Annotated in this window: 16 protein-coding genes and 1 tRNA gene; 8 read left to right on the top strand and 9 right to left on the bottom strand. The window is 71.8% G+C overall.

The window, feature by feature from the left end:
• Positions 1–162 precede the first annotated feature (162 nt).
• On the top strand, positions 163–906 hold the full coding sequence (locus ABZ714_RS04875) for a VWA domain-containing protein (protein ID WP_358823718.1): 744 nt from the start codon (positions 163–165) through the stop codon (positions 904–906).
• Between the two features lie 40 nt (positions 907–946).
• On the opposite strand, the gene ABZ714_RS04870 is transcribed toward ABZ714_RS04875, so the two are convergent.
• The 3 genes from ABZ714_RS04870 to ABZ714_RS04860 form a co-directional block, all read right to left on the bottom strand.
• Positions 947–1237, bottom strand: a complete 291-nt coding sequence (locus ABZ714_RS04870) for a hypothetical protein (RefSeq protein ID WP_358823717.1) — start codon at positions 1235–1237, stop codon at positions 947–949.
• A gap of 349 nt (positions 1238–1586) precedes the next feature.
• On the bottom strand, positions 1587–2327 hold the full coding sequence (locus ABZ714_RS04865; protein ID WP_358823716.1) for an ankyrin repeat domain-containing protein: 741 nt from the start codon (positions 2325–2327) through the stop codon (positions 1587–1589).
• Positions 2328–2350: 23 nt separating this feature from the next.
• The gene (locus ABZ714_RS04860) at positions 2351–3286 is read right to left on the bottom strand and encodes a hypothetical protein (RefSeq protein ID WP_358823815.1); all 936 of its coding nucleotides are present in this window, start codon (positions 3284–3286) and stop codon (positions 2351–2353) included.
• 368 nt (positions 3287–3654) lie between these two features.
• On the opposite strand from ABZ714_RS04860, the gene ABZ714_RS04855 reads away from it, so the two are divergent.
• Together ABZ714_RS04855 and ABZ714_RS04850 are read left to right on the top strand one after the other, a co-directional pair.
• Positions 3655–4422, top strand: a complete 768-nt coding sequence (locus tag ABZ714_RS04855) for a serine protease (RefSeq protein ID WP_358823715.1) — start codon at positions 3655–3657, stop codon at positions 4420–4422.
• 287 nt (positions 4423–4709) lie between these two features.
• Entirely contained in the window at positions 4710–5060 is a 351-nt protein-coding gene (locus tag ABZ714_RS04850) for a chorismate mutase (protein ID WP_358823714.1), read from the top strand.
• A 182-nt stretch (positions 5061–5242) separates the two neighbouring features.
• Here the strand turns inward: ABZ714_RS04850 and ABZ714_RS04845 are convergent, their stop codons facing one another.
• Positions 5243–5536 carry a hypothetical protein gene (locus ABZ714_RS04845; RefSeq protein ID WP_358823713.1) on the bottom strand — a complete coding sequence of 98 codons (294 nt, stop codon included), beginning with the start codon at positions 5534–5536 and terminating at the stop codon, positions 5243–5245.
• A gap of 546 nt (positions 5537–6082) precedes the next feature.
• On the opposite strand from ABZ714_RS04845, the gene pepN reads away from it, so the two are divergent.
• The 4 genes from pepN (at position 6083) to pyk (ending at position 12968) form a co-directional block, all read left to right on the top strand.
• The gene (gene pepN / locus ABZ714_RS04840) at positions 6083–8641 is read left to right on the top strand and encodes an aminopeptidase N (RefSeq protein ID WP_358823712.1); all 2559 of its coding nucleotides are present in this window, start codon (positions 6083–6085) and stop codon (positions 8639–8641) included.
• Between the two features lie 456 nt (positions 8642–9097).
• On the top strand, positions 9098–10543 hold the full coding sequence (locus tag ABZ714_RS04835; protein WP_358823711.1) for a SidA/IucD/PvdA family monooxygenase: 1446 nt from the start codon (positions 9098–9100) through the stop codon (positions 10541–10543).
• A gap of 139 nt (positions 10544–10682) precedes the next feature.
• Positions 10683–11390 (top strand): SIMPL domain-containing protein, encoded by a 708-nt coding sequence (locus ABZ714_RS04830; protein WP_358823710.1) that lies wholly within the window; start codon positions 10683–10685, stop codon positions 11388–11390.
• Positions 11391–11534: 144 nt separating this feature from the next.
• Positions 11535–12968 (top strand): pyruvate kinase, encoded by a 1434-nt coding sequence (gene pyk / locus ABZ714_RS04825; RefSeq protein WP_358823709.1) that lies wholly within the window; start codon positions 11535–11537, stop codon positions 12966–12968.
• Between the two features lie 136 nt (positions 12969–13104).
• On the opposite strand, the gene ABZ714_RS04820 is transcribed toward pyk, so the two are convergent.
• Positions 13105–13177, bottom strand: a tRNA-Leu gene (locus ABZ714_RS04820).
• A 99-nt stretch (positions 13178–13276) separates the two neighbouring features.
• Here ABZ714_RS04820 and ABZ714_RS04815 point away from each other — a divergent pair.
• Positions 13277–13930 (top strand): response regulator, encoded by a 654-nt coding sequence (locus tag ABZ714_RS04815; RefSeq protein ID WP_358823708.1) that lies wholly within the window; start codon positions 13277–13279, stop codon positions 13928–13930.
• A gap of 322 nt (positions 13931–14252) precedes the next feature.
• Here ABZ714_RS04815 and ABZ714_RS04810 read toward each other — a convergent pair whose 3' ends face one another.
• Genes ABZ714_RS04810 through ABZ714_RS04795 form a run of 4 tightly spaced genes read right to left on the bottom strand, consistent with a single transcriptional unit; the run spans position 14253 to position 18578 of the window.
• Entirely contained in the window at positions 14253–14969 is a 717-nt protein-coding gene (locus ABZ714_RS04810) for an ABC transporter ATP-binding protein (protein ID WP_358823707.1), read from the bottom strand.
• On the bottom strand, positions 14966–15898 hold the full coding sequence (locus ABZ714_RS04805) for an ABC transporter ATP-binding protein (RefSeq protein WP_358823706.1): 933 nt from the start codon (positions 15896–15898) through the stop codon (positions 14966–14968). The genes ABZ714_RS04810 and ABZ714_RS04805 overlap by 4 nt, the downstream gene beginning before the upstream one ends.
• A 5-nt stretch (positions 15899–15903) precedes the next feature.
• Positions 15904–17640: a branched-chain amino acid ABC transporter permease gene (locus ABZ714_RS04800; protein WP_358823705.1), complete on the bottom strand. Its 1737-nt coding sequence runs from the start codon at positions 17638–17640 to the stop codon at positions 15904–15906.
• Positions 17641–17645: 5 nt separating this feature from the next.
• Positions 17646–18578 (bottom strand): branched-chain amino acid ABC transporter permease, encoded by a 933-nt coding sequence (locus tag ABZ714_RS04795; RefSeq protein ID WP_358823704.1) that lies wholly within the window; start codon positions 18576–18578, stop codon positions 17646–17648.
• Between the last annotated feature and the right edge of the window lie 79 nt (positions 18579–18657).

Below are 18657 nucleotides of genomic sequence, written 5' to 3'. Positions count from 1 at the left end.
CCGTACGGGCAGTCGCGGAGCCCGTACGGGAGTCCGGGGCCGTACGGAAGGCGGCCGTACGGTGATCGTCCGCTTCGGGGTCCTTTTGTCGTACCGCTGCCGTAATCTCGGCATACGAATCACGCGGCTGCCGTCCGCGGGTCGAGGAACGGAGCCGTACGCATGGCCGTTTGGCGTACCGCCGGGGGACCGGCCATCAGTCTCAGCAAGGTCGAGGAGCGGGCCCCGGCCCTGGTGAGCCTCTACAAGTCGGCGGGCGCGTCTCTGCGCGGGCACGGAATGGACGGACTGCGGGCCGCCGTCTATCTCGTCATCGACTACTCCGGCTCGATGCGGGACTACTACAAGGACGGCAGTGTGCAGGCGCTGGCCGACCGGGTGCTCGGGCTCGCCTCCCACCTCGACGACGACGGCCGGGTCCCGACGGTCTTCTTCTCCACCGACGTCGACGCGGTCACCGAGATCCGGCTGGACGACCACCACGGCCGGGTGGAGCGGATCGCCGCCGGGCTCGGCCATATGGGAAAGACCAGCTATCACCTGGCGATGGACGCCGTCATCGACCACTACATCGACAGCGGTGCCACCGATCCGGCGCTGGTGGTCTTCCAGACCGACGGCGGCCCGATCAACAAGCTCGCCGCCGAACGGTATCTCTGCAAGTCGTCCAAGCTGCCGCTGTTCTGGCAGTTCATCGGCTTCGGCGACCCGAACAGCAGACAGTTCGACTTTCTGCGCAAGCTGGACGAGCTGCCGGTGCCCGCGAAGCGGCTGGTGGACAATGCCGGGTTCTTCCACGCGGGCACCGACCCCCGCCGGGTCTCCGACGCCGAGTTGTACGACCGGCTGGTGGGCGAGTTCCCCCGCTGGGCCGCGGCGGCCCGGGCCGAGGGCGTCATCGGCTAGAGCACGCCGGGTTCGCCCGCCGCCCGGCCACGGGCGGCGGTCAGCCGACGCCGGGGATCCAGTAGCGGTGCACCTCGGCGACCGTCGCGGGCGCCGGTGCCGTACTCCAGCCCAGCCCCTGGGCGACCGGCGCCGTCCTCGCCATGAAGGCGTCCATCGCCTCCCGGGACTCCCACAGGTCGTAGACGTCGAGCCCGGTCTCACCGGCGACGCACACATGGGCGAGAACGCCCTCGAAGGCATTGCCCGGCAGTGCCGCGAGCGCCGCGTTCAGCTCCTCGTACCGCTCGGTGGTCACCCCGGGCAGTTCGGCGTGCATATAGATCGCCATGGGTGCCTCCTCGGTGACGGGCCGTGCCTCCCCGTCGCCACGATGACGGCCTTGCGCCCACCACCAGCACAGCACGTCCACCGCTCGCCCGGGGCAATGGCGACGAAAAATGTCGGATTTTCCTCCGGGGCGGCCGCTCCCGGGGCCGGGCGCACCGGGGCCCGGCGCCGAGGGCGGGTGTACGGGGCGGATGCCGCCGGGCCCTCGACGCCGGCGGCGTCTCGCCGTGGGGGGTGATGCGCCTTTCCGGCCCGGCGCCGTCCGCGGCCGTCCGCGCGGTTCCCCCTGCCCCCGGCTCTCTGATTTACCGGGGGCCGGGGCCTCGGGTACGGCTCCGGTCCCGGCGGTGCTACCGGGGCGCGGTCTCCAGCAGCGCCACGATCTCGGCATGGCCCGTACCGCGCGAGGCGCCCGCGCGCGGGATCCCGTCCCGTACCACCTCCACCACCACGTTCGTTCCGTCCGGCCCCTCCTCCAGCCGGGTCACCGTCTCCAGCGGCCCCTCGTACGAGGCGGTGAGGACCGTCCGCAACTCGGCCGCCACGTCCCGCTCCCGCCAGGTCCGCGCCTCGGTGAGTGCGGCGTCGCGGCCCGGCGCGCCGTGCTCCAGCAGGATCCGTACCGTCGCCGCCGAGCCCCGTACGGCCGCCCCGACCAGGGGCAGTTCGCCGTGGCGGGAGGGCAGGGCGGGGTCGGCGCCGTGTTCCAGCAGGGCGCGGACCGTCTCCGCGTGGCCCTCCCGGACCGCCCAGGTCATCGCCGTGAAGCCGTCCGGCTCGGGCGCGTCGGGGCGGGCGCCGGCCGTCAGCAGGGCCCGTACCACCCCGGTCCGGCCGTGGACGGCGGCCCCGCACAGCGGCGAATCCCCGTCCTCGGACGGCCGCTCCGGATCGGCGCCCGCCGCCAGCAGCAGCCGGACGCTCTCCTCGTCGCCGTCGAGAACGGCCGCCAGATACAGGGCGGTCCCGCCGTCCTCGTCGGCCGCCTCCGGCGACGCCCCGGCGGCCAGCAGCCGGGCGATCGCCGCGCGATCGCCCTCGTACACCGCTGTGATCAGCTTCCGGTCCCGCGCGGAACGTCCTCGTGTCATCCGCCGACCCTATGGGCGGGCGGTCAGGTCTCGCATTCGAGAATCGTCCGGCAGAGCCCGCAGCGGGCCCTGACCCGGCCGCGGACCGGGACCCGGATCCGCTGATGACAGGTCGGGCAGGGGAAGGAGACCCGCAGCCCGCCGTCGGGGCCGGGCTCGAAGACGTAACCGTCCGGCGTGCCGGTGCTCCCGCCCGCCGGGCGGCCCCGCGCGTACCGCCGGTCCCTGGCGTACCGCTGCCGTCCCGTCCACCCCGCCGAGGTCAGCGGCGGCTGCCGGGCGTCCCGCAGCGCCCGGGCCCGGCCGCGGGTGTACGCCGTGTACCCCTGGGGCGAGGTGAACCACGGCGACGGGTCCTCGTCGTAGACCAGCGACCGCTTGGCGAGGACGTAGCCGAACTCCTCCGGGGTGAGATAGCCCAGCTTCTGCCGCGACACCCGGTCCTCCCGGAACGCGTCCAGCAGCAGCCAGCCCGCGCCCAGATACGTGGTCACGGTGTCGGTCAGGATCTCGTTGTCGCCGGTGTCGGGGAAGGCCAGGCCGAGCCGGTGCAGCAGGACATGCGTCACCTCGTGCGCCAGGGCCGCGCCGATATCCCGGCGATGGGTGCGGAATCGGTCGTTCAGCTCGATGAAGTACTCCGGACCGGCCGTCAGTTCGACACTCGCCGCGTACTCCATCGTCCGGAAGCCGACGATCATCCGGGCGTCGGGCAGCCGCAGATGGCGGACCAGGGCGCGGGCCACCCGCTGCGCCCCCAGATGGAGATCGTCGGCGTCGGGGAAGGCCACGTCGGCGGGGAGCACGCTCGGGGCGTAGGCGGCCAGGGCCTCGGGGGAGAGTCTGCGGTGCAGCGCCGTGATGGCGGCCCGGACGGTCGCCAGATGGGGAAAGCCGTGAACGACCGGCTCGGCGCCCCGGCCGGTGTCACCGGACCTGACTCCGCCGTCCCTCGCCACCACGGTCCGTACCCCCTGTACGACGTTCTGGCCCGCGTTCCACTGTACGGCGCGGTACGCCCCCGGCGCCCGGCGCGGGCCGCGCGCCCGGCGAGGTTCGGCCACTCCGCCGCCGGGCGGGCCCGCCCGGGCCGTCCGGAGCCCGGGCGGCGGCCGGCGTCCGGTCACCGGTCCAGCGGTATCCGGCCGATATCCGGGGTCGGCCGACCGCTGACCGATGGTCACCCTGGCCGGAAACCGCTCCTTGTGGCCGTTCGCGCGGGCTGCCCATAATTCGATCACGTCTTGTCGGGCCCATGACAGGTTTCTGGGTCTGTCGCCGGTCCCGGCCGGACGCGAAGGCACAGCCCCCCACGAAAGGCAGTCCCTTGAAGCTCCTGCGTACGCTCAAGAGATGTGTCGCGGCCACCGCGGTCGCCCTCGCCGCGCTCAGCCTCACGCCGTCCTCGGCCTTCGCCGCGCCCCCGCCGGTCGTCGGCGGCACCCGGGCCGCCCAGGGCGAGTTCCCCTTCATGGTCCGGCTCTCGATGGGCTGCGGCGGATCCCTGATCACCCAGCAGATCGTGCTGACCGCGGCCCACTGCGTCGGCCCGACCGGCAACAACACCAGCATCACCGCCACCGCCGGGGTCGTGGACCTGCAGAGCACCAGTGCGATCAAGGTCCGCTCCACCAAGATCTACCGGGCCCCCGGCTACAACGGCACCGGCAAGGACTGGGCCCTGGTCAAGCTGGAGCGGCCGATCAATCTGCCGACCCTGAAGCTCGCCGAGACGTCCGCGTACAACAACGGCAACTTCCAGATAGCGGGCTGGGGCGCCAACCGTGAGGGCGGCGCGCAGCAGCGCTATCTGCTGAAGGCCCAGGTGCCGTTCGTCTCCGACGCCTCGTGCCGGTCGGCCTACCCCGAGCTGGTCGACTCCGAGGAGCTGTGCGCCGGGCTGCCCCAGGGTGGCGTCGACACCTGCCAGGGCGACTCCGGCGGGCCCATGTTCCGCCGGGACAACGCCAACGAGTGGGTCCAGGTCGGCATCGTGAGCTGGGGCTACGGCTGCGCCCGGCCGAACTACCCGGGTGTCTACGCCGAGGTCTCGACCTTCGCGTCCCAGATCAAGTCGGCGGCGGCCACCCTGTAGCCACCGGCACCATCCGTACCGGCGGTACGGACGACGAGCGGGCGGCGGTCCCCACCGGGGGACGCCGCCCGCCTCCGTACGCCCCCGGGGCCGGCGCCCGGTCCGCCGTACCCGTCTCGTTCGCCCGCCCGTCCCGCTCGAACGGCCGCCCGGGCCGACCGCCCTCCCCGGGCCGACCGCCCTCCCCGGGCCGTCATGCCTGCCCTCCCCGGCCGTTCCGCCCGCCACGGTCCACACCGTGAACAGCCGGAGGCCGCCGCCTTCCGGCCCGCGTAAACTCGACCACCATGACCACCAGCGATATCGACGAGAACGTGCGCGCCGAACTGGACCGCCTGCGGGGGAGCATCGACAACATCGACGCGGCCGTGGTCCATATGCTCGCCGAGCGGTTCAAATGCACCCAGCAGGTCGGTCGGCTCAAGGCCCGTCACCATTTGCCCCCGGCCGACCCGGCGCGTGAATCCCGCCAGATCGAACGGCTCCGCGAGCTCGCGGAGTCCGCGAAACTGGACCCCGGATTCGCCGAGAAACTGCTTAATTTCATTATCGCCGAGGTCATTCGCCACCATGAGCAGATCGCGGACGGCGAGCAGACCGACGACGCTCCCGGGGACGCCGGAAACACCGCCGGCTGACCTCGGCGATTCCCGGCCGAAACGGCGAAAGGGGCCCCGGACCGGAAGGTCCGGGGCCTCTTGTGCATCCGGACGTACGCTGCCGGGCGCGCCCCCCGGCGGGACCGGCGCGGAGCACGGGGGAAGTAGCCCCGCGCCGGCCCCGTCAGGGCGTCCCGGCGGTCTCAGTCGCCGGGGCCGGCTCAGTAGATGTTGACGAAGCCCCACCACTTCCCGGCGTGGCTCTGGCAGTATCCGCTCGTCGCCGGGGTGACCTCGATATTGCGCGCGACCCCGGCCCGGCACTCGGACAGCTGCAGGTACGACGACAGGCAGCGGTAGCCCGGCTCGGCGGCCGGCGCGCCACCCGGACAGGAGAGCGCTCCCGCGTTCGGTGTCGCCGCCGGCCCGGGCGCGGCCTGGGCCGGGGAGATCAGTACACCGAACGCCAGTACGGCACCGACCCCGGCGCTCGCGATCAGCCTGCGAACCATCATGGTGATGTCTCCTTCTCCGAACGCTCCGTGAGCTTCGAATGCCTCGAACGCTCCGGATGCGGTGGCGGTCGTTTTCCCGGTCGGGGAAGCGCCGGAATTCCGGTACTCCCCGCGACCGGACGAGATCTACCCCTGGTATCGAGCAGCCAGACCTATCCCCGGGTTCGGAGCGGAATCCCGGCACGGGTGAAGGCACCCGCCCCCGGGGAAATCGGTTCACCTCGCCCGGCGAATACCGAAGAGCCCGCCATTACCGCGGGATAGCCCGGGAGATACGTTTGACCACATCCCCGGCGGTTTTCGGCCGAACACCACGGCCGGATTCCCGGCCGCCCCGGCCGATTCCATGACCACCGGCCGGAATCCCGCCGTTCGCCGGTCAAGCGGCGGGTCGCACGGCCCGGCGCACCCGGCGGCCCCGTACCGCCCCCGGTCGCACGGCTCCGCGCCGACGGGCGCACCCCCGACGGCGCTTCGGGCCCGTGCGCTCAGAGCGCAACCCCCACCCCATGTGCGAACCGGCCCCCATCAGGCAGCATGGCCCCTATGCCCGTACTGACGCGTGACGAAGCACAGAACCGAGCCCGGCTCCTCGATGTCCACCACTACACGATCGGTCTCGACCTGACCGCCCGTGCCGCCGAATCCGGCACGGGACAGGAGCCGGGCACGGGCGGTGCCGGCACGCCCGAGGACGAGATCTTCGGATCCCGGACCGTCATACGGTTCACCGCCCGGGCCGACGGGGACACCTTCGTCGAGCTGAAGCCCGCCGTCCTGCGCTCGATCACCCTCGACGGGACACCGCTCGACCCGGCCGCCCTCGACGACAACCGCTACCCGCTGGCCGGACTCACCGCCGGGGAGCACGAACTGGTCGTCGAGGCCGGGATGCGCTACTCGCGCACCGGTGAGGGCATGCACCGCTTCACCGACCCCAGCGACGGCGAGACCTACGTCTACACCCAGCTCTTCCTCGACGACGTCCAGCGCGTCTTCGCCGCCTTCGACCAGCCCGACCTCAAGGCCGTCTTCGAGGTCGAGGTCACCGCGCCGGAGCGCTGGACGGTCCTCGGCAACGGCATCGCCACCCACCGCGGCGACGGCGTCTGGAGCTGCGCGCCCACCCCGCCGCTCGCCACCTACCTCGTCGCCGTCGCCGCCGGGCCCTGGCACTCCGTCCGCACCGAGCACGCGGGCCTCCCGTTCGGGCTGCACTGCCGCCGCTCGCTCGCCGCACACCTCGACGACGACGCCGACGAGCTGTTCGAGATCACCCGCCAGTGCTTCGACCGCTACCACGAGAAGTTCGAGGAGCCGTACCCCTTCGACTCCTACGACCAGGCGTTCGTCCCCGAGTTCAACGCGGGCGCCATGGAGAACCCCGGCCTGGTCACCTTCCGCGACGAGTTCGTCTACCGCTCCGCCGTCACCGACACCGAACGGCAGACCCGGGCCATGGTCGTCGCCCACGAGATGGCCCATATGTGGTTCGGCGACCTGGTCACCTTCGCCTGGTGGGACGACATCTGGCTGAACGAGTCGTTCGCCGAGTACATGGGCTACCAGACCCTCACCGAGGCCACCCGGTTCACCGACACCTGGACCGACTTCGCGGCCAACCGCAAGCGCTGGGGGTACGAGGCCGACGAGCGGCCCACCACCCACCCCGTCGCCCCCGCGCCCGGCGCCGTCACCGACACGGCCTCCGCGCTGCTCAACTTCGACGGCATCTCCTACGCCAAGGGCGCCTCCGCCCTCCGCCAGCTCGTGGCCTGGCTGGGCGAGAAGGACTTCCTCGCCGGGATCAACATCCACTTCGCCCGCCACCGGTTCGGCAACGCCACCCTCGCCGACTTCATCGACTCCCTCGCCCGCGCCACCGACCGCGACGTGCACGCCTGGGCCGCGGCCTGGCTCGGCACCAGCGGTGTGGACACCCTGCGGCCCACCGTCACCGACGAGGGCGGCAACTGGACCCTCACCGTCGACCGCGACGGCGGCCGGCCCCACCGGGTCGCCGTCGCCGCCTACGACACCGACCCCGTCGACGCCACCAGGCTCGTCCCCCGGGCCCGCTTCGACCTCGACGTACCCGCCGGGGACGGCCCCGCCGAACCCCGGCCCGGCCGCCGCCCCGCACTCGTCGTCCTCAACGAGAACGACACCACCTACGCCAAGATCCGCTTCGACCGGGTCTCCTGGGAGACCGTCCGGGGCGCCCTGTCCTGTCTGCCCGAACCCCTCACCCGCGCCGTGGTCTGGAACGCTGCCCGCGACATGGTCCGCGACGGCGAACTCGCCCCCGCCGACTACCTGGAGACCGCCCGCACCCATCTTCCGCGCGAGACCGACCTCGCGGTCGTCCAGAGCGTCCTCGCCTTCTGCCGCGTCCAGATCGCCGACCGGCTGCTCCCGGCCGGGGAGCGGCCCGCGGCGCTCGGCACCATCCGGGCCGTCTGCCGCGACATCCTCCGCCGCACCGAGGACGGCAGCGACAGCGGACTCCGGCTGATCGCCGTCCGCCAGATCATCGACGCCACCTCCCAGCCCGAGACCATCCAGGAATGGCTGGCCGACGGCTCCGTCACCGGCGGCCCCGAACTCGACCCCGAGCTGCGGTGGCGGATCCTGCACCGGCTCGCCGTCCTCGGCGCGGTCGGCGAGGACGCGATCGCCGCGGAACTGCTGGCCGACCCCAGCGCCAGCGGCCGGGAGGGCGCGGCCCGCTGCCGGGCGGCCCTGCCCGCGCCGGAGGCCAAGGCCGCCGCGTGGGAGCAGCTCTTCGGCTCCGACACCCTCTCCAACTATCTGCTGACGGCCGTCGCCCAGGGGTTCTGGCACCCGGAACAGGACGAGCTGGTACGGGAGTACGTGCCGCGCTACTTCACCGACGCGGTGGCCCTCGCGGCGCGCCGGGGCCCCGCGATCGCGGCGGTCGTGGGACGCCACGCGTTCCCGGCGTACGCGGTCCGCGAGGAGACCCTCGCCCTCGGCGAACGGGCCCTCGCGGACCCGGCCCTGACGCGTGCCTTCGAGCGCGGCCTCCGGGACCAGCTCGACGACCTCCGCCGCGCCCTCCCGTTCCGGGCGGCGGCCGGGTAACGGGGTTCGCGCCTCTTGCGAGACCGGCCGGACCCTCCGGGGCCGGTCAGCCGGGGGCATTCAGGGGCGCGTCCCTCTGCGGGGGCGGTCAGTTGGAGGAGGTCAGGGGCGCGGGGAACTGCGCGACCGGCCCGCCACGGTCCGCGGACCGGATCCGGCGTACGGGAGCCGTACGCTCCGGGTGCGCCGCAGGCGCGAGACGGTGGTGCCACCGGGGCAGGTATCCGGACCGCGCGCCGTCCGTGGCTGAGCGCGCGGGTCCCCCCTATGCCTTCGGCAAATGGAGGGGACCCCCGGCGCCCCCGATCACCTCCACCGAGCCGCCCCGCGGGGGCAGCGGGCTCCCGGTGCTCCGGGTGAGGGGGCGAACGGGGGCAACCCCGGGGGCGTCGGCTCGTTGGAACAGGACGGGCGGCCCCGAGGGCGCCCGCACCGCACTCGGGGAAGGGCAGCACCATGACCGGCATGCCGGCACCGTCCGCCGACCACGACCGCCGCCCGCCCTTCGACCTGGTCGGAATCGGAATCGGCGCCTCGAACCTCGCCCTCGCGGCGCTCGCCGACGGCGTGCCCGGCGGGCTGCGGACCGCCTTCTACGAGCAGCGCCACCAGTGGGGCGACGACACCACCACCCCCCTGACGGACGGCGCCACCCGCCGGGTGCCCTTCCTCGCCGATCTGGTCAGCCCGGCCGACCCGGGCAGCCCGTGGAGCTTTCTGCGCTATCTCCGGGCCCGGGACCGCCTGTTCCCGTTCTGCGTCGCGGGGAGTTTCCATATTCAGCGCGCCGAGTACCACGCGTACTGCCGCTGGGTGGCCGGAAGCCTGCCGGGACTGCACTTCGGCCACCAGGTCGACTCGGTCCGCTGGAACCCGGAACGAGCCCTCTTCGAGGTGGACTTCACCCAGCTAGACGCCGACGGCGAGGCCGCCGGCCTTGGCCGGGCCCACACCCGGGCCGTGGTCGTCGGCACCGGTGCCGAGCCGTACGTCCCCGAGCCGCTGCGCCCGCTCGCCGACGCGCCGTCGGTTCCCGTCGTCCACTCCGCCGACTATCTCCGCCACCGCGATGCCGTACTCGCCGCCGGGCATGTGACCGTCGTCGGCTCCGGCCAGTCCGGTGCCGAGGCCGTCCTGGATCTGCTGCGGGCCAGACCCGCCGGGCGAGGACGGCTGCACTGGATCGGCCGGACCGAGTCCTTCACCTCGGCCGAGCCCGCGCGACTGGGCCTGGAACAGCTCGGCCCCGACCACGCCCGCTATCTCCACGCCCTGCCGCCGGAGGCCCGTGACGCGCTGGCACCCCATCAGCGGCGGCTCCACCACGGCATCGACCCGGTCACCGCCGACGCCGTCCACGACGAGCTGTACCGCCGTGCCCTGCGCGATCCGGGCACCGACCCCCAGGACGACGCCGGTCCCGACGCCGTGCTCGTGCCCGGCGTCCGGGTCCGTACGGCGGGCCGGGTCGCCACCACCCGGGTCGAACTGCATCTGGAGCACATCCGCCAGGGCACCCGCTCCCGGCTCACCACGGACGCCGTCGTCCTCGCCACCGGCTACCGCGAACGGCCCATCGGCCGGGTGCTCGCCGGACTCGACCCGTATCTGCGCCGGGACGCCGCGGAACGGCCCCGTACCGACGAGTCGTTCCGGCTGGCGCTCGACCCGTCGGTCACCGGCGCGGTCTACGCGTACGGCGGCGACACCCGTACGCACGGCACCGGCGCCCCCGGCCCCTGGCTCACCGCCTGGCGCGCCGCGACCGTACTCAACGCGGTCACCGGCCGGGAGGTGTATCCGCTGCCGCGCCGTACCGCGTTCACCACTTTCGGCCTGGCGGCGCCCGCACCGCTCGTCCCGGGCCCCGGCCGCCCGCTGACGCCCCTCGCCCGGAACTGACCGCCCGGAGCCGGTTGCCCGGCCCCGGCCGACCGGAGCCGGGACCGTACTGCCGGGCCGGGTACTGGGCGGCCGGCCGGACGGGATGCGAGAGTTGACGTACGCCGCCCCGCGCACCGCCCCGAAGGAGTCCGAGGCCATGACCGCCGTACCGCCCGCCCCGTTCCCGCCGCACGGCACCCCCGACGCGCCCAGGGTCGCCGTCCGCGGCGAGGCCCTGCTGGAGGTCGATCCGGAGATCGCCCGGATCACGGTCGCGGTCCGGGCCCGGGGCACCGACCGGCGGGCCGCCCTGGAGGATCTGACCCGGCGCAACCAGGCCGCCGTGGAACTGATCAAGTCCTACGGGGACGCGGTGGAGAAGCTGGAGACCGGCCTCTTCTCGATCAGCCCCGAGCTGACCCGCCGCGGCCGGGGGGAGCAGGTGCGCGCGTACCACGGACAGGTCAATCTGGAGGCCGAGTTCAGCGACTTCACCGCCCTCGGCGAGCTGACCACACGGCTCGCGGATCTGGAACTGACCTCGGTCAGCGGCCCGTGGTGGGCGCTGCGGCCCGGTTCGCCCGCCCACGGCGAGGCCCGCCGCCGGGCGGTGCGCGAGGCGGTCAAGCGGGCCCGGGAGTACGCGGAGGCGCTGGGGGCCCGGCCGGTCGCCCTGGTGGAGCTCTCCGACGTCGGCGCGGACGGGGTCCAGCCGTACGGCGCTCCGATCATGGCCGGGTCGGCGCGGATGGGCGGGGGGTACGCGATGGCCGAGGCCGCCCCCGAACTGGACCTCGAACCCCGCCGCCAGACCGTCCGGGCCGAGGTCCACGCCCGCTTCGTGATCACCCCGCCGGAGCTGTGACAGGGGCCCGCGCGGCCCGTCCGACCGCTCATCGGAGCATCCGCTCGCACACTTCGCGAGTTGTCAACAGCCTTTCACGCAAAGATTGTTGAGGAGTCATCCGGACTTCCGGCGCTACCGATCGGTACGGCATAGGCTCGCCCCATGCGCCGAGCGAAGATCGTTTGTACCCTGGGCCCAGCCACCGACTCCTACGACCAGATCAAGGCGCTGGTCGAGGCCGGTATGGATGTGGCCCGTCTCAACCTCAGCCACGGCTCCTACGCCGAGCACGAGGAGCGTTACCACCGCGTCCGCAAGGCGTCCGACGAGACCGGGCGCAGCGTCGGAATCCTCGTCGACCTCCAGGGACCGAAGATCCGGCTCGGCCGGTTCCGGGAGGGGCCCGTACTGCTCGAACGCGGTGACGAGTTCACCATCACCGTCGAGGAGACCGAGGGCGACCGCAGGCTCTGCGGTACGACCTACGGCGGGCTCGCCGCCGATGTCACCCCGGGTGAGCGCATCCTGGTGGACGACGGCAAGGTGGCCCTGGAAGTCGTCTCCGTCGACGGGCCCCGGGTGCGTACCACCGTGGTCGAGGGCGGCATGGTCTCCGACAACAAGGGGCTGAACCTCCCCGGGGTCGCGGTCTCCGTCCCGGCGCTCTCCGTGAAGGACGTCGAGGATCTGCGCTGGGCGCTGCGCACCGGGGCCGATGTGATCGCGCTCTCCTTCGTCCGGAGCGGCCGGGACATCGAGGACGTCCACCGGATCATGGACGAGGAGGGCCGTCGGCTGCCGGTGATCGCCAAGATCGAGAAGCCGCAGGCGGTCGAGAACATCGAGGAGATCGTCGCCGCCTTCGACGGGATCATGGTGGCCCGCGGCGACCTGGGTGTCGAGATGCCGCTGGAGCAGGTGCCGATCGTCCAGAAGCGGGCCGTGAAGCTGGCGAAACGGAACGCCAAGCCGGTCATCGTCGCCACCCAGATGCTGGACTCGATGATCGACAACTCCCGGCCCACCCGCGCCGAGGCGTCCGATGTGGCCAATGCCGTGATCGACGGCACCGACGCGGTGATGCTGTCGGGCGAGACCAGTGTGGGCAAGTACCCGGTGGAAACGGTCCGGACGATGAGCCGGATCGTGGCCGCGGCCGAGGAGGACGTCCTGGCCCAGGGGCTGCCGCCGCTGACCGAGCGGAACAAGCCCCGTACCCAGGGCGGCGCCGTGGCCCGCGCGGCGGCCGAGATGGGCGACTTCCTGGGGGCCGGGTTCCTGGTCGCCTTCACCCAGTCCGGGGACACGGTCCGGCGGCTCTCCCGCTACCGCTCCCCGATCCCGCTGCTGGCCTTCACACCCGATCCGGCGACCCGTTCGCAGCTCACCCTCACCTGGGGGGTGGAGACCTTCCTCGGGCCCCGGGTGGACTCCACCGATGCCATGGTGGCCCAGGTGGACGAGGAGTTGCTGAGGATCGGCCGCTGCCGGCCCGGGGACACCGTGGTGATCACGGCGGGCTCCCCGCCCGGAGTCTCCGGTTCGACGAATCTGGTCCGGGTGCATCACATCGGTGAGGCCGTGGGTCCGGAGTGAGCTCGGTGTGATCGCGGTGTGATCTTGGTCGATCGGCCGGGATCGCGCCGGTCACCTGGCCCGATCGCCGGGTACGACGCGCCGGGGCCCCTCCGGAGAGAGGCCTCGGGTCGTGACCTTGGAATGGAAGGTAAAGTGCCCCGGGTGGGATTCGAACCCACGCTGGATGGTGTTTGAGACCACTGCCTCTACCGCTGGGCTACCGGGGCTTCCTTGGAAACAAAGGGCAAGCGCCACCCTTCGTGCCCCAACCATACAGGAGCTGGGTAGTCTCATGGGGAGCACCCTGCCTTGGATTGAGGAGTCCCGTGACCGCCCCCGACCAGCCGACACCCGTCCCCGACGACGACACCTCGCACGTCCCGCCGCAGACGACCCGAGTGGTGATCGCGGAGGACGAGGCCCTCATCCGGCTCGACCTCAAGGAGATGCTGCAGGAGGAGGGTTACACGGTCGTCGGTGAGGCCGGGGACGGCCAGAAGGCCGTCGAACTCGCCCGCGAACACCGCCCGGACCTCGTCATCCTCGATGTGAAGATGCCCGTTCTCGACGGGATCTCCGCCGCCGAGAAGATCGCCGGGGAGTCCATCGCGCCCGTACTGATGCTGACCGCCTTCTCCCAGCGCGATCTGGTCGAACGGGCCAGGGACGCCGGGGCGATGGCCTATCTCGTCAAGCCGTTCAGCAAGAGCGACGTGGTACCCGCCATCGAGATGGCGGTCTCCCGGTTCGCCGAGCTGAAGGCGCTGGAGAAGGAGGTCGCCGACCTCTCCCAGCGGCTGGAGACCCGTAAGCTCGTCGACCGCGCCAAGAGCGTGCTCCAGACCGAGTACGGCCTCACCGAGCCCGCCGCCTTCCGCTGGATCCAGAAGACCTCGATGGACCGCAGGCTCTCCATGCAGCAGGTCGCGGAGGCCGTGATCCAGGACTCCGAGGAGAAGAAGGCGGCCAAGGGCGGCTAGGGCGTGTCTGACAAATCCCGCCCGGCCCGCGGCGTCCGGCACGCGCACTCTCCCCCGTAGCCCTTCGGGCCCGGGAGTGACCCCTGCGTTGTCGGGGTTTCCCGAGTACGTCCCGTACGGGGGAGACCGCCCCCCCGGCTTCGCCGGGGGGACCCCCGCCGGCGTCGCGAATTCGCGCGCACCGGACGCCGCGGGCCCCGCCCTCCGGGCGGACGGCGCCATTTGTCGGACACGCCCCAGTAGCCCGGCGCCTCGGCGGCCCGAACGCCCGGGGGCCCGCCTTCCCCGAGGAAGGCGGGCCCCCGGCACGTATGACGGCGGTTCAGTCCTCGCCGAGATACGCCTTGCGGACGGACTCGTCGTGCAGCAGCTCGTCGCCGGAGCCCGACAGCACCACCTTGCCGACCTCCATCACATGACCCCGGTCGGCCAGCGAGAGCGCCGCCTGGGCGTTCTGCTCGACCAGCAGGATCGTGGTGCCCTGCGACCGCAGTTCGGTGATGGTCGACATGATCTTCTGCATCATGATCGGCGAAAGACCCATCGACGGCTCGTCCAGCATCAGCAGCTTCGGCCGGGACATCAGCGCCCGCCCCATCGCCAGCATCTGCTGCTCACCGCCGGAGAGCGTGCCCGCGGCCTGCCTGCTCCGCTCCCGCAGGATCGGGAAGAGGTCGTACGCCTTCTCGATGTCCTGGGCGATCCCCGCCTTGTCCGACCGCAGAAACGCCCCGAGCTGGAGGTTCTCGGCGATCGACAGCCGCGGGAAGATATGCCGGCCCTCGGGGGAGTGGGCCAGGCCCAGCGCCACGATCTTATGGGCCGGGATGCCGTCGAGCGGTTTGCCGTCGAAGACGATCCGCCCCCCGGCCGGCTTCAGCAGCCCGGACAGGGTGCGCAGGGTCGTCGTCTTGCCCGCGCCGTTGGTTCCGATGAGGGTGACGACCTGACCGGCCTCGACGCTGAAGGAGATGCCCTTCACCGCCTCGATCTTGCCGTAGGCGACCCGGAGGTCCTCGACCTCGAGCAGTGCGGTCACGGGGTGCCCCCTTCCGGGTCCTCGGTGCTGGTGCCGCCCCGGGCGGCGGGCTTCGCCGGGGTGTCGTCGGCGGTCTCCGCCGCTGCCTCCGCCGCCTCTTCGGCGGCTTCGACCTCGGCCACCTCCTCGGCGCCCGGCGCGCCCTCGAACGGCGTCCCCAGATAAGCGGCGACCACCCGCTCGTCGCCCTGGACGGTCTCCGGGGACCCCTCCACGAGCTTCTCGCCCTGCACCAGACAGGCCACCCGGTCGCAGAGGTTGAAGATGAACCGCATGTCGTGCTCGATCACGAGGACCGCGATGCCCTGGTCCCGGATGGCGAAGATCAGATCCTCGGCCGCCCGGGTCTCCTGCGGGTTCATCCCGGCCGTCGGCTCGTCGAGCAGCAGCAGCCCGGGGTCGCTGGCCAGCGCGCGGGCGATCTCCAGCTTCCGCTGCTCGCCGTAGGGGAGGTTACGGGCCAGATGGTCCGCCTTGGCGGCCAGACCGGTGAACGCGAGCAGCTCCATGGCCCGTTCGCGCGACTCGGCCTCCGCCTTCTTGAAGCCGGGGCCGCGCAGCAGCGCCGACCACAGCCCCTCCTTGGTCCGGGTGTGCCGTCCGACGAGGACGTTCTCCAGGACCGTCATATTGGAGAAGAGCCGGATGTTCTGGAACGTCCGGGCCACTCCGGCCTGGGTCACCAGATGCGGTTTGGGCGGCAGTACGGTGCCCTTGTAGCTGACCCGGCCCTCCGTGGGGACGTAGAGCCCGGTCAGACAGTTGAAGAAGGTGGTCTTCCCGGCGCCGTTGGGGCCGATCAGGCCGACGATCTCACCGGACCGGACCGTGAGGTCGACCGAGCGGACGGCGGTCAGACCGCCGAACCGCATGGTGACCCCGCTGGCGTCCAGGACGGTCGTCGCCTCGGTGGTTGTGGTGCTGGTCATGCCGGTCACGCCCCCGCCTTGGTGAGGCCGACCCCGGGACCGCTGAGGCCCTTGTCGGACGGGTCGGAGTCATCGCCCTCGTGGTACTCCAACTGGGCCCGCCGGTTGGCGATCAGGCCCTCCGGACGGAACCGCATCAGCAGGATCAGCGCGATGCCGAAGCCGAGGAGCTGGTAGTCGGCGAGGAAGTCGAGCTTGGCCGGGATCATGTACAGCAGGGCGGCGCCCAGCAGCGGTCCGCTGACCGTGCCCATGCCGCCGAGGATGACCGCCGCCAGCAGGAACGCCGAGTTCGGCGGTACGGGACCGGCGAACTGGTACATCTCCGGGACGACGGTGTGCTGTACGTGGGCCTGGACCGTACCGGCGAGTCCGGCGAGGAAGGCCCCGAGGGCGAAGGCGATCAGCTTCACCCGAAAGCCGTTGATGCCCATCGCCGTCGCGGCGGTCTCGTCCTCGCGGATGGCGACCCAGGCCCGGCCGATCCGGGAGTCCTCGGACCGCTTGAAGACGATCACCACGACCGCGGTGACCAGCAGCATCAGCAGGTAGTAGTTGGCGTAGCTGCCCAGTTCGAAGCCGAGGACCGTATGCGGCTCGCCGAAGTTGAATCCGAAGAACTCCAGATCCGGGATGTTCGGGATGCCGTTGGGGCCGTTGGTGATGTCCGGTCCCGAGTCGCCGTCGAGATTGAGCATCGCGATCCGGAAGATCTCGCCGAAGCCCAGGGTCACGATGGCGAGGTAGTCGCCGCGCAGCCGCAGGGTCGGGGCGCCGATGATCACGCCGAAGATCAGTGAGACCACACCACCGGTGATGACGGCGGCCCAGAACGGGAAGTGGATGTCGAAGGCGGAGGCCGTGGAACCGGAGACCAGGGCCGCAGTGTACGCGCCGACGCCGAGGAAGGCGACGTAACCGAGGTCGAGCAGACCGGCCAGACCGACGACGATGTTCAGGCCCAGCGCCACCGTCGCGAAGATCAGGATGTTGACCGCGATCAGGGTGTAGGTGTCGGCGTTCTGGGTGAAGGGGAACGCCGCCGCCGCGGCGAACGCCGAGAGTACGGTGATCTGCCGGTAGCGGGAGGTCAGGGCCGAGAGACGGGCGGTGAGCCCGGCCTTGCCCAGTGCGGCCGCGCCGAAGCCGACGACGACCAGATAGCCGACGAACAGCTCCGCGTACTCGGTGTCGATGCCGTACGTGATCACGTACAGCCCGAAGCCGAAGACGGCGACGATGATCAGGATCTCCGCCCAGGACGGCAGCTGCTTCGGGCGCGGCGCCTGGCGGGTGTCGTCGGGGAGCGCGAAGGCCGCCAGCGGTACGGCGGCGGCGACCAGCGCCACGAAGGCACCGGGCTCCAGGTGGATCAGCCCTCCGAGCTTCCAGGCGATCGCGACGACGGTATAGCCGATGACGCCGAACGCGCCGAGGGCGAGCATCCGCAGGGCCTTGGCGGAGCCCGCGGGCACCAGCCAGCCGAGCCCCCTGACGCCGAGCGACGCGAGGGCGAACAGCACCACCAGCAGGCCGGCGACCAGGCTGAGCACCTGGAGACCGCCGGGGTAGCCGTAGACGGTGAGATCACCGGGGAACTCGTCGGTGTAGGTCCAGGCCAGGAAGGTGCTGACGACGGTGGCGAGACCACCTGCGGCCGTCACCACCCGGAGCAGCCGGGTCCGGGACTCGGTGTCCACAGGAGTGGCGGAGCCGGTGGTGGGAGTGGTTTCCGTGGTCATCGCTCTCACGCCCGATCCGCGACGCGCTCGCCGAGCAGGCCCTGGGGCCGGACGAGGAGCACAAGGATGAGAAGGACGAAGGCCCAGACATTGGCCCAGGCGCCGCCGCCGAGCTGCTGCATGCCGGGGATCTCGGCGACGTACGCGATCGACATCGCCTCGGCCACGCCGAGGACGACTCCGCCGACCATGGCGCCGTAGATATTGCCGATACCGCCGAGTACGGCCGCGGTGAAGGCCTTCAGACCGAGGATGAAGCCCATCTCGAACTGGATCTGGCCCTTGTCGAGGCCGTAGGCGACCGCCGCGATCGCCGCGAAGGCGGCGCCGATGGCGAAGGCCATCACGATGATGCGGTCGGTGTTGATACCCATCAGCTTGGCCGTGTCCGGGTCCTGCGCGGTGGCCTGCATGGCCCGTCCGCTACGGCTCTTGGAGACGAAGAGGCCGAGCGCGAGCATGCACAGCGGGGCCAGGATCAGCACGAAGGCGTCCGCCCGCTGGAGATGGAGATTGCCGAAGATCTCGAAGGACTTGCCGGAGAACTCGGGGAAGCTCCGGGCCTTCTTGGCGTCCGGGTACCAGGCCCAGACGATCTGCTGGAGGGCGATGGAGAGGCCGATCGCGGTGATCAGCGGGGCCAGCCTGGGGGCACCTCGGAGGGGCCGGTAGGCGAAACGCTCCGCCGCGGTCGCGACGGCGACCGCCGTGAGGGCTCCACCTATGATCATGAGGGGTATCGCCAGGATCAGCGAGCTCCCGTCGGGGAGGATCAAATAGGTGGTGAGGGCGCCGAAGCCCCCGATCATGAAGATCTCGCCGTGGGCGAAGTTGATGAGCTGGACGATGCCGTAAACCATGGTGTACCCGATGGCGATGAGGCCGTAGAGGGCACCGAGGGCAAGGCCGTTCGCCAGCTGTTGCGGCAGTTCGTTCACCGCAGAGCCTCCGATGAGCGTGTCGGATATGACTCCGCGCGAGGGTGCTGTGGCACCCTCGCGCGGCTGGGATCAGATG

The organism is Streptomyces sp. NPDC006798 (assembly GCF_040635975.1).
In the GTDB taxonomy this organism is placed as follows: domain Bacteria; phylum Actinomycetota; class Actinomycetes; order Streptomycetales; family Streptomycetaceae; genus Streptomyces.
The sequence above is the reverse complement of the archived record's forward strand: the minus strand, read 5'-3'. Positions and strand labels throughout refer to the sequence as shown.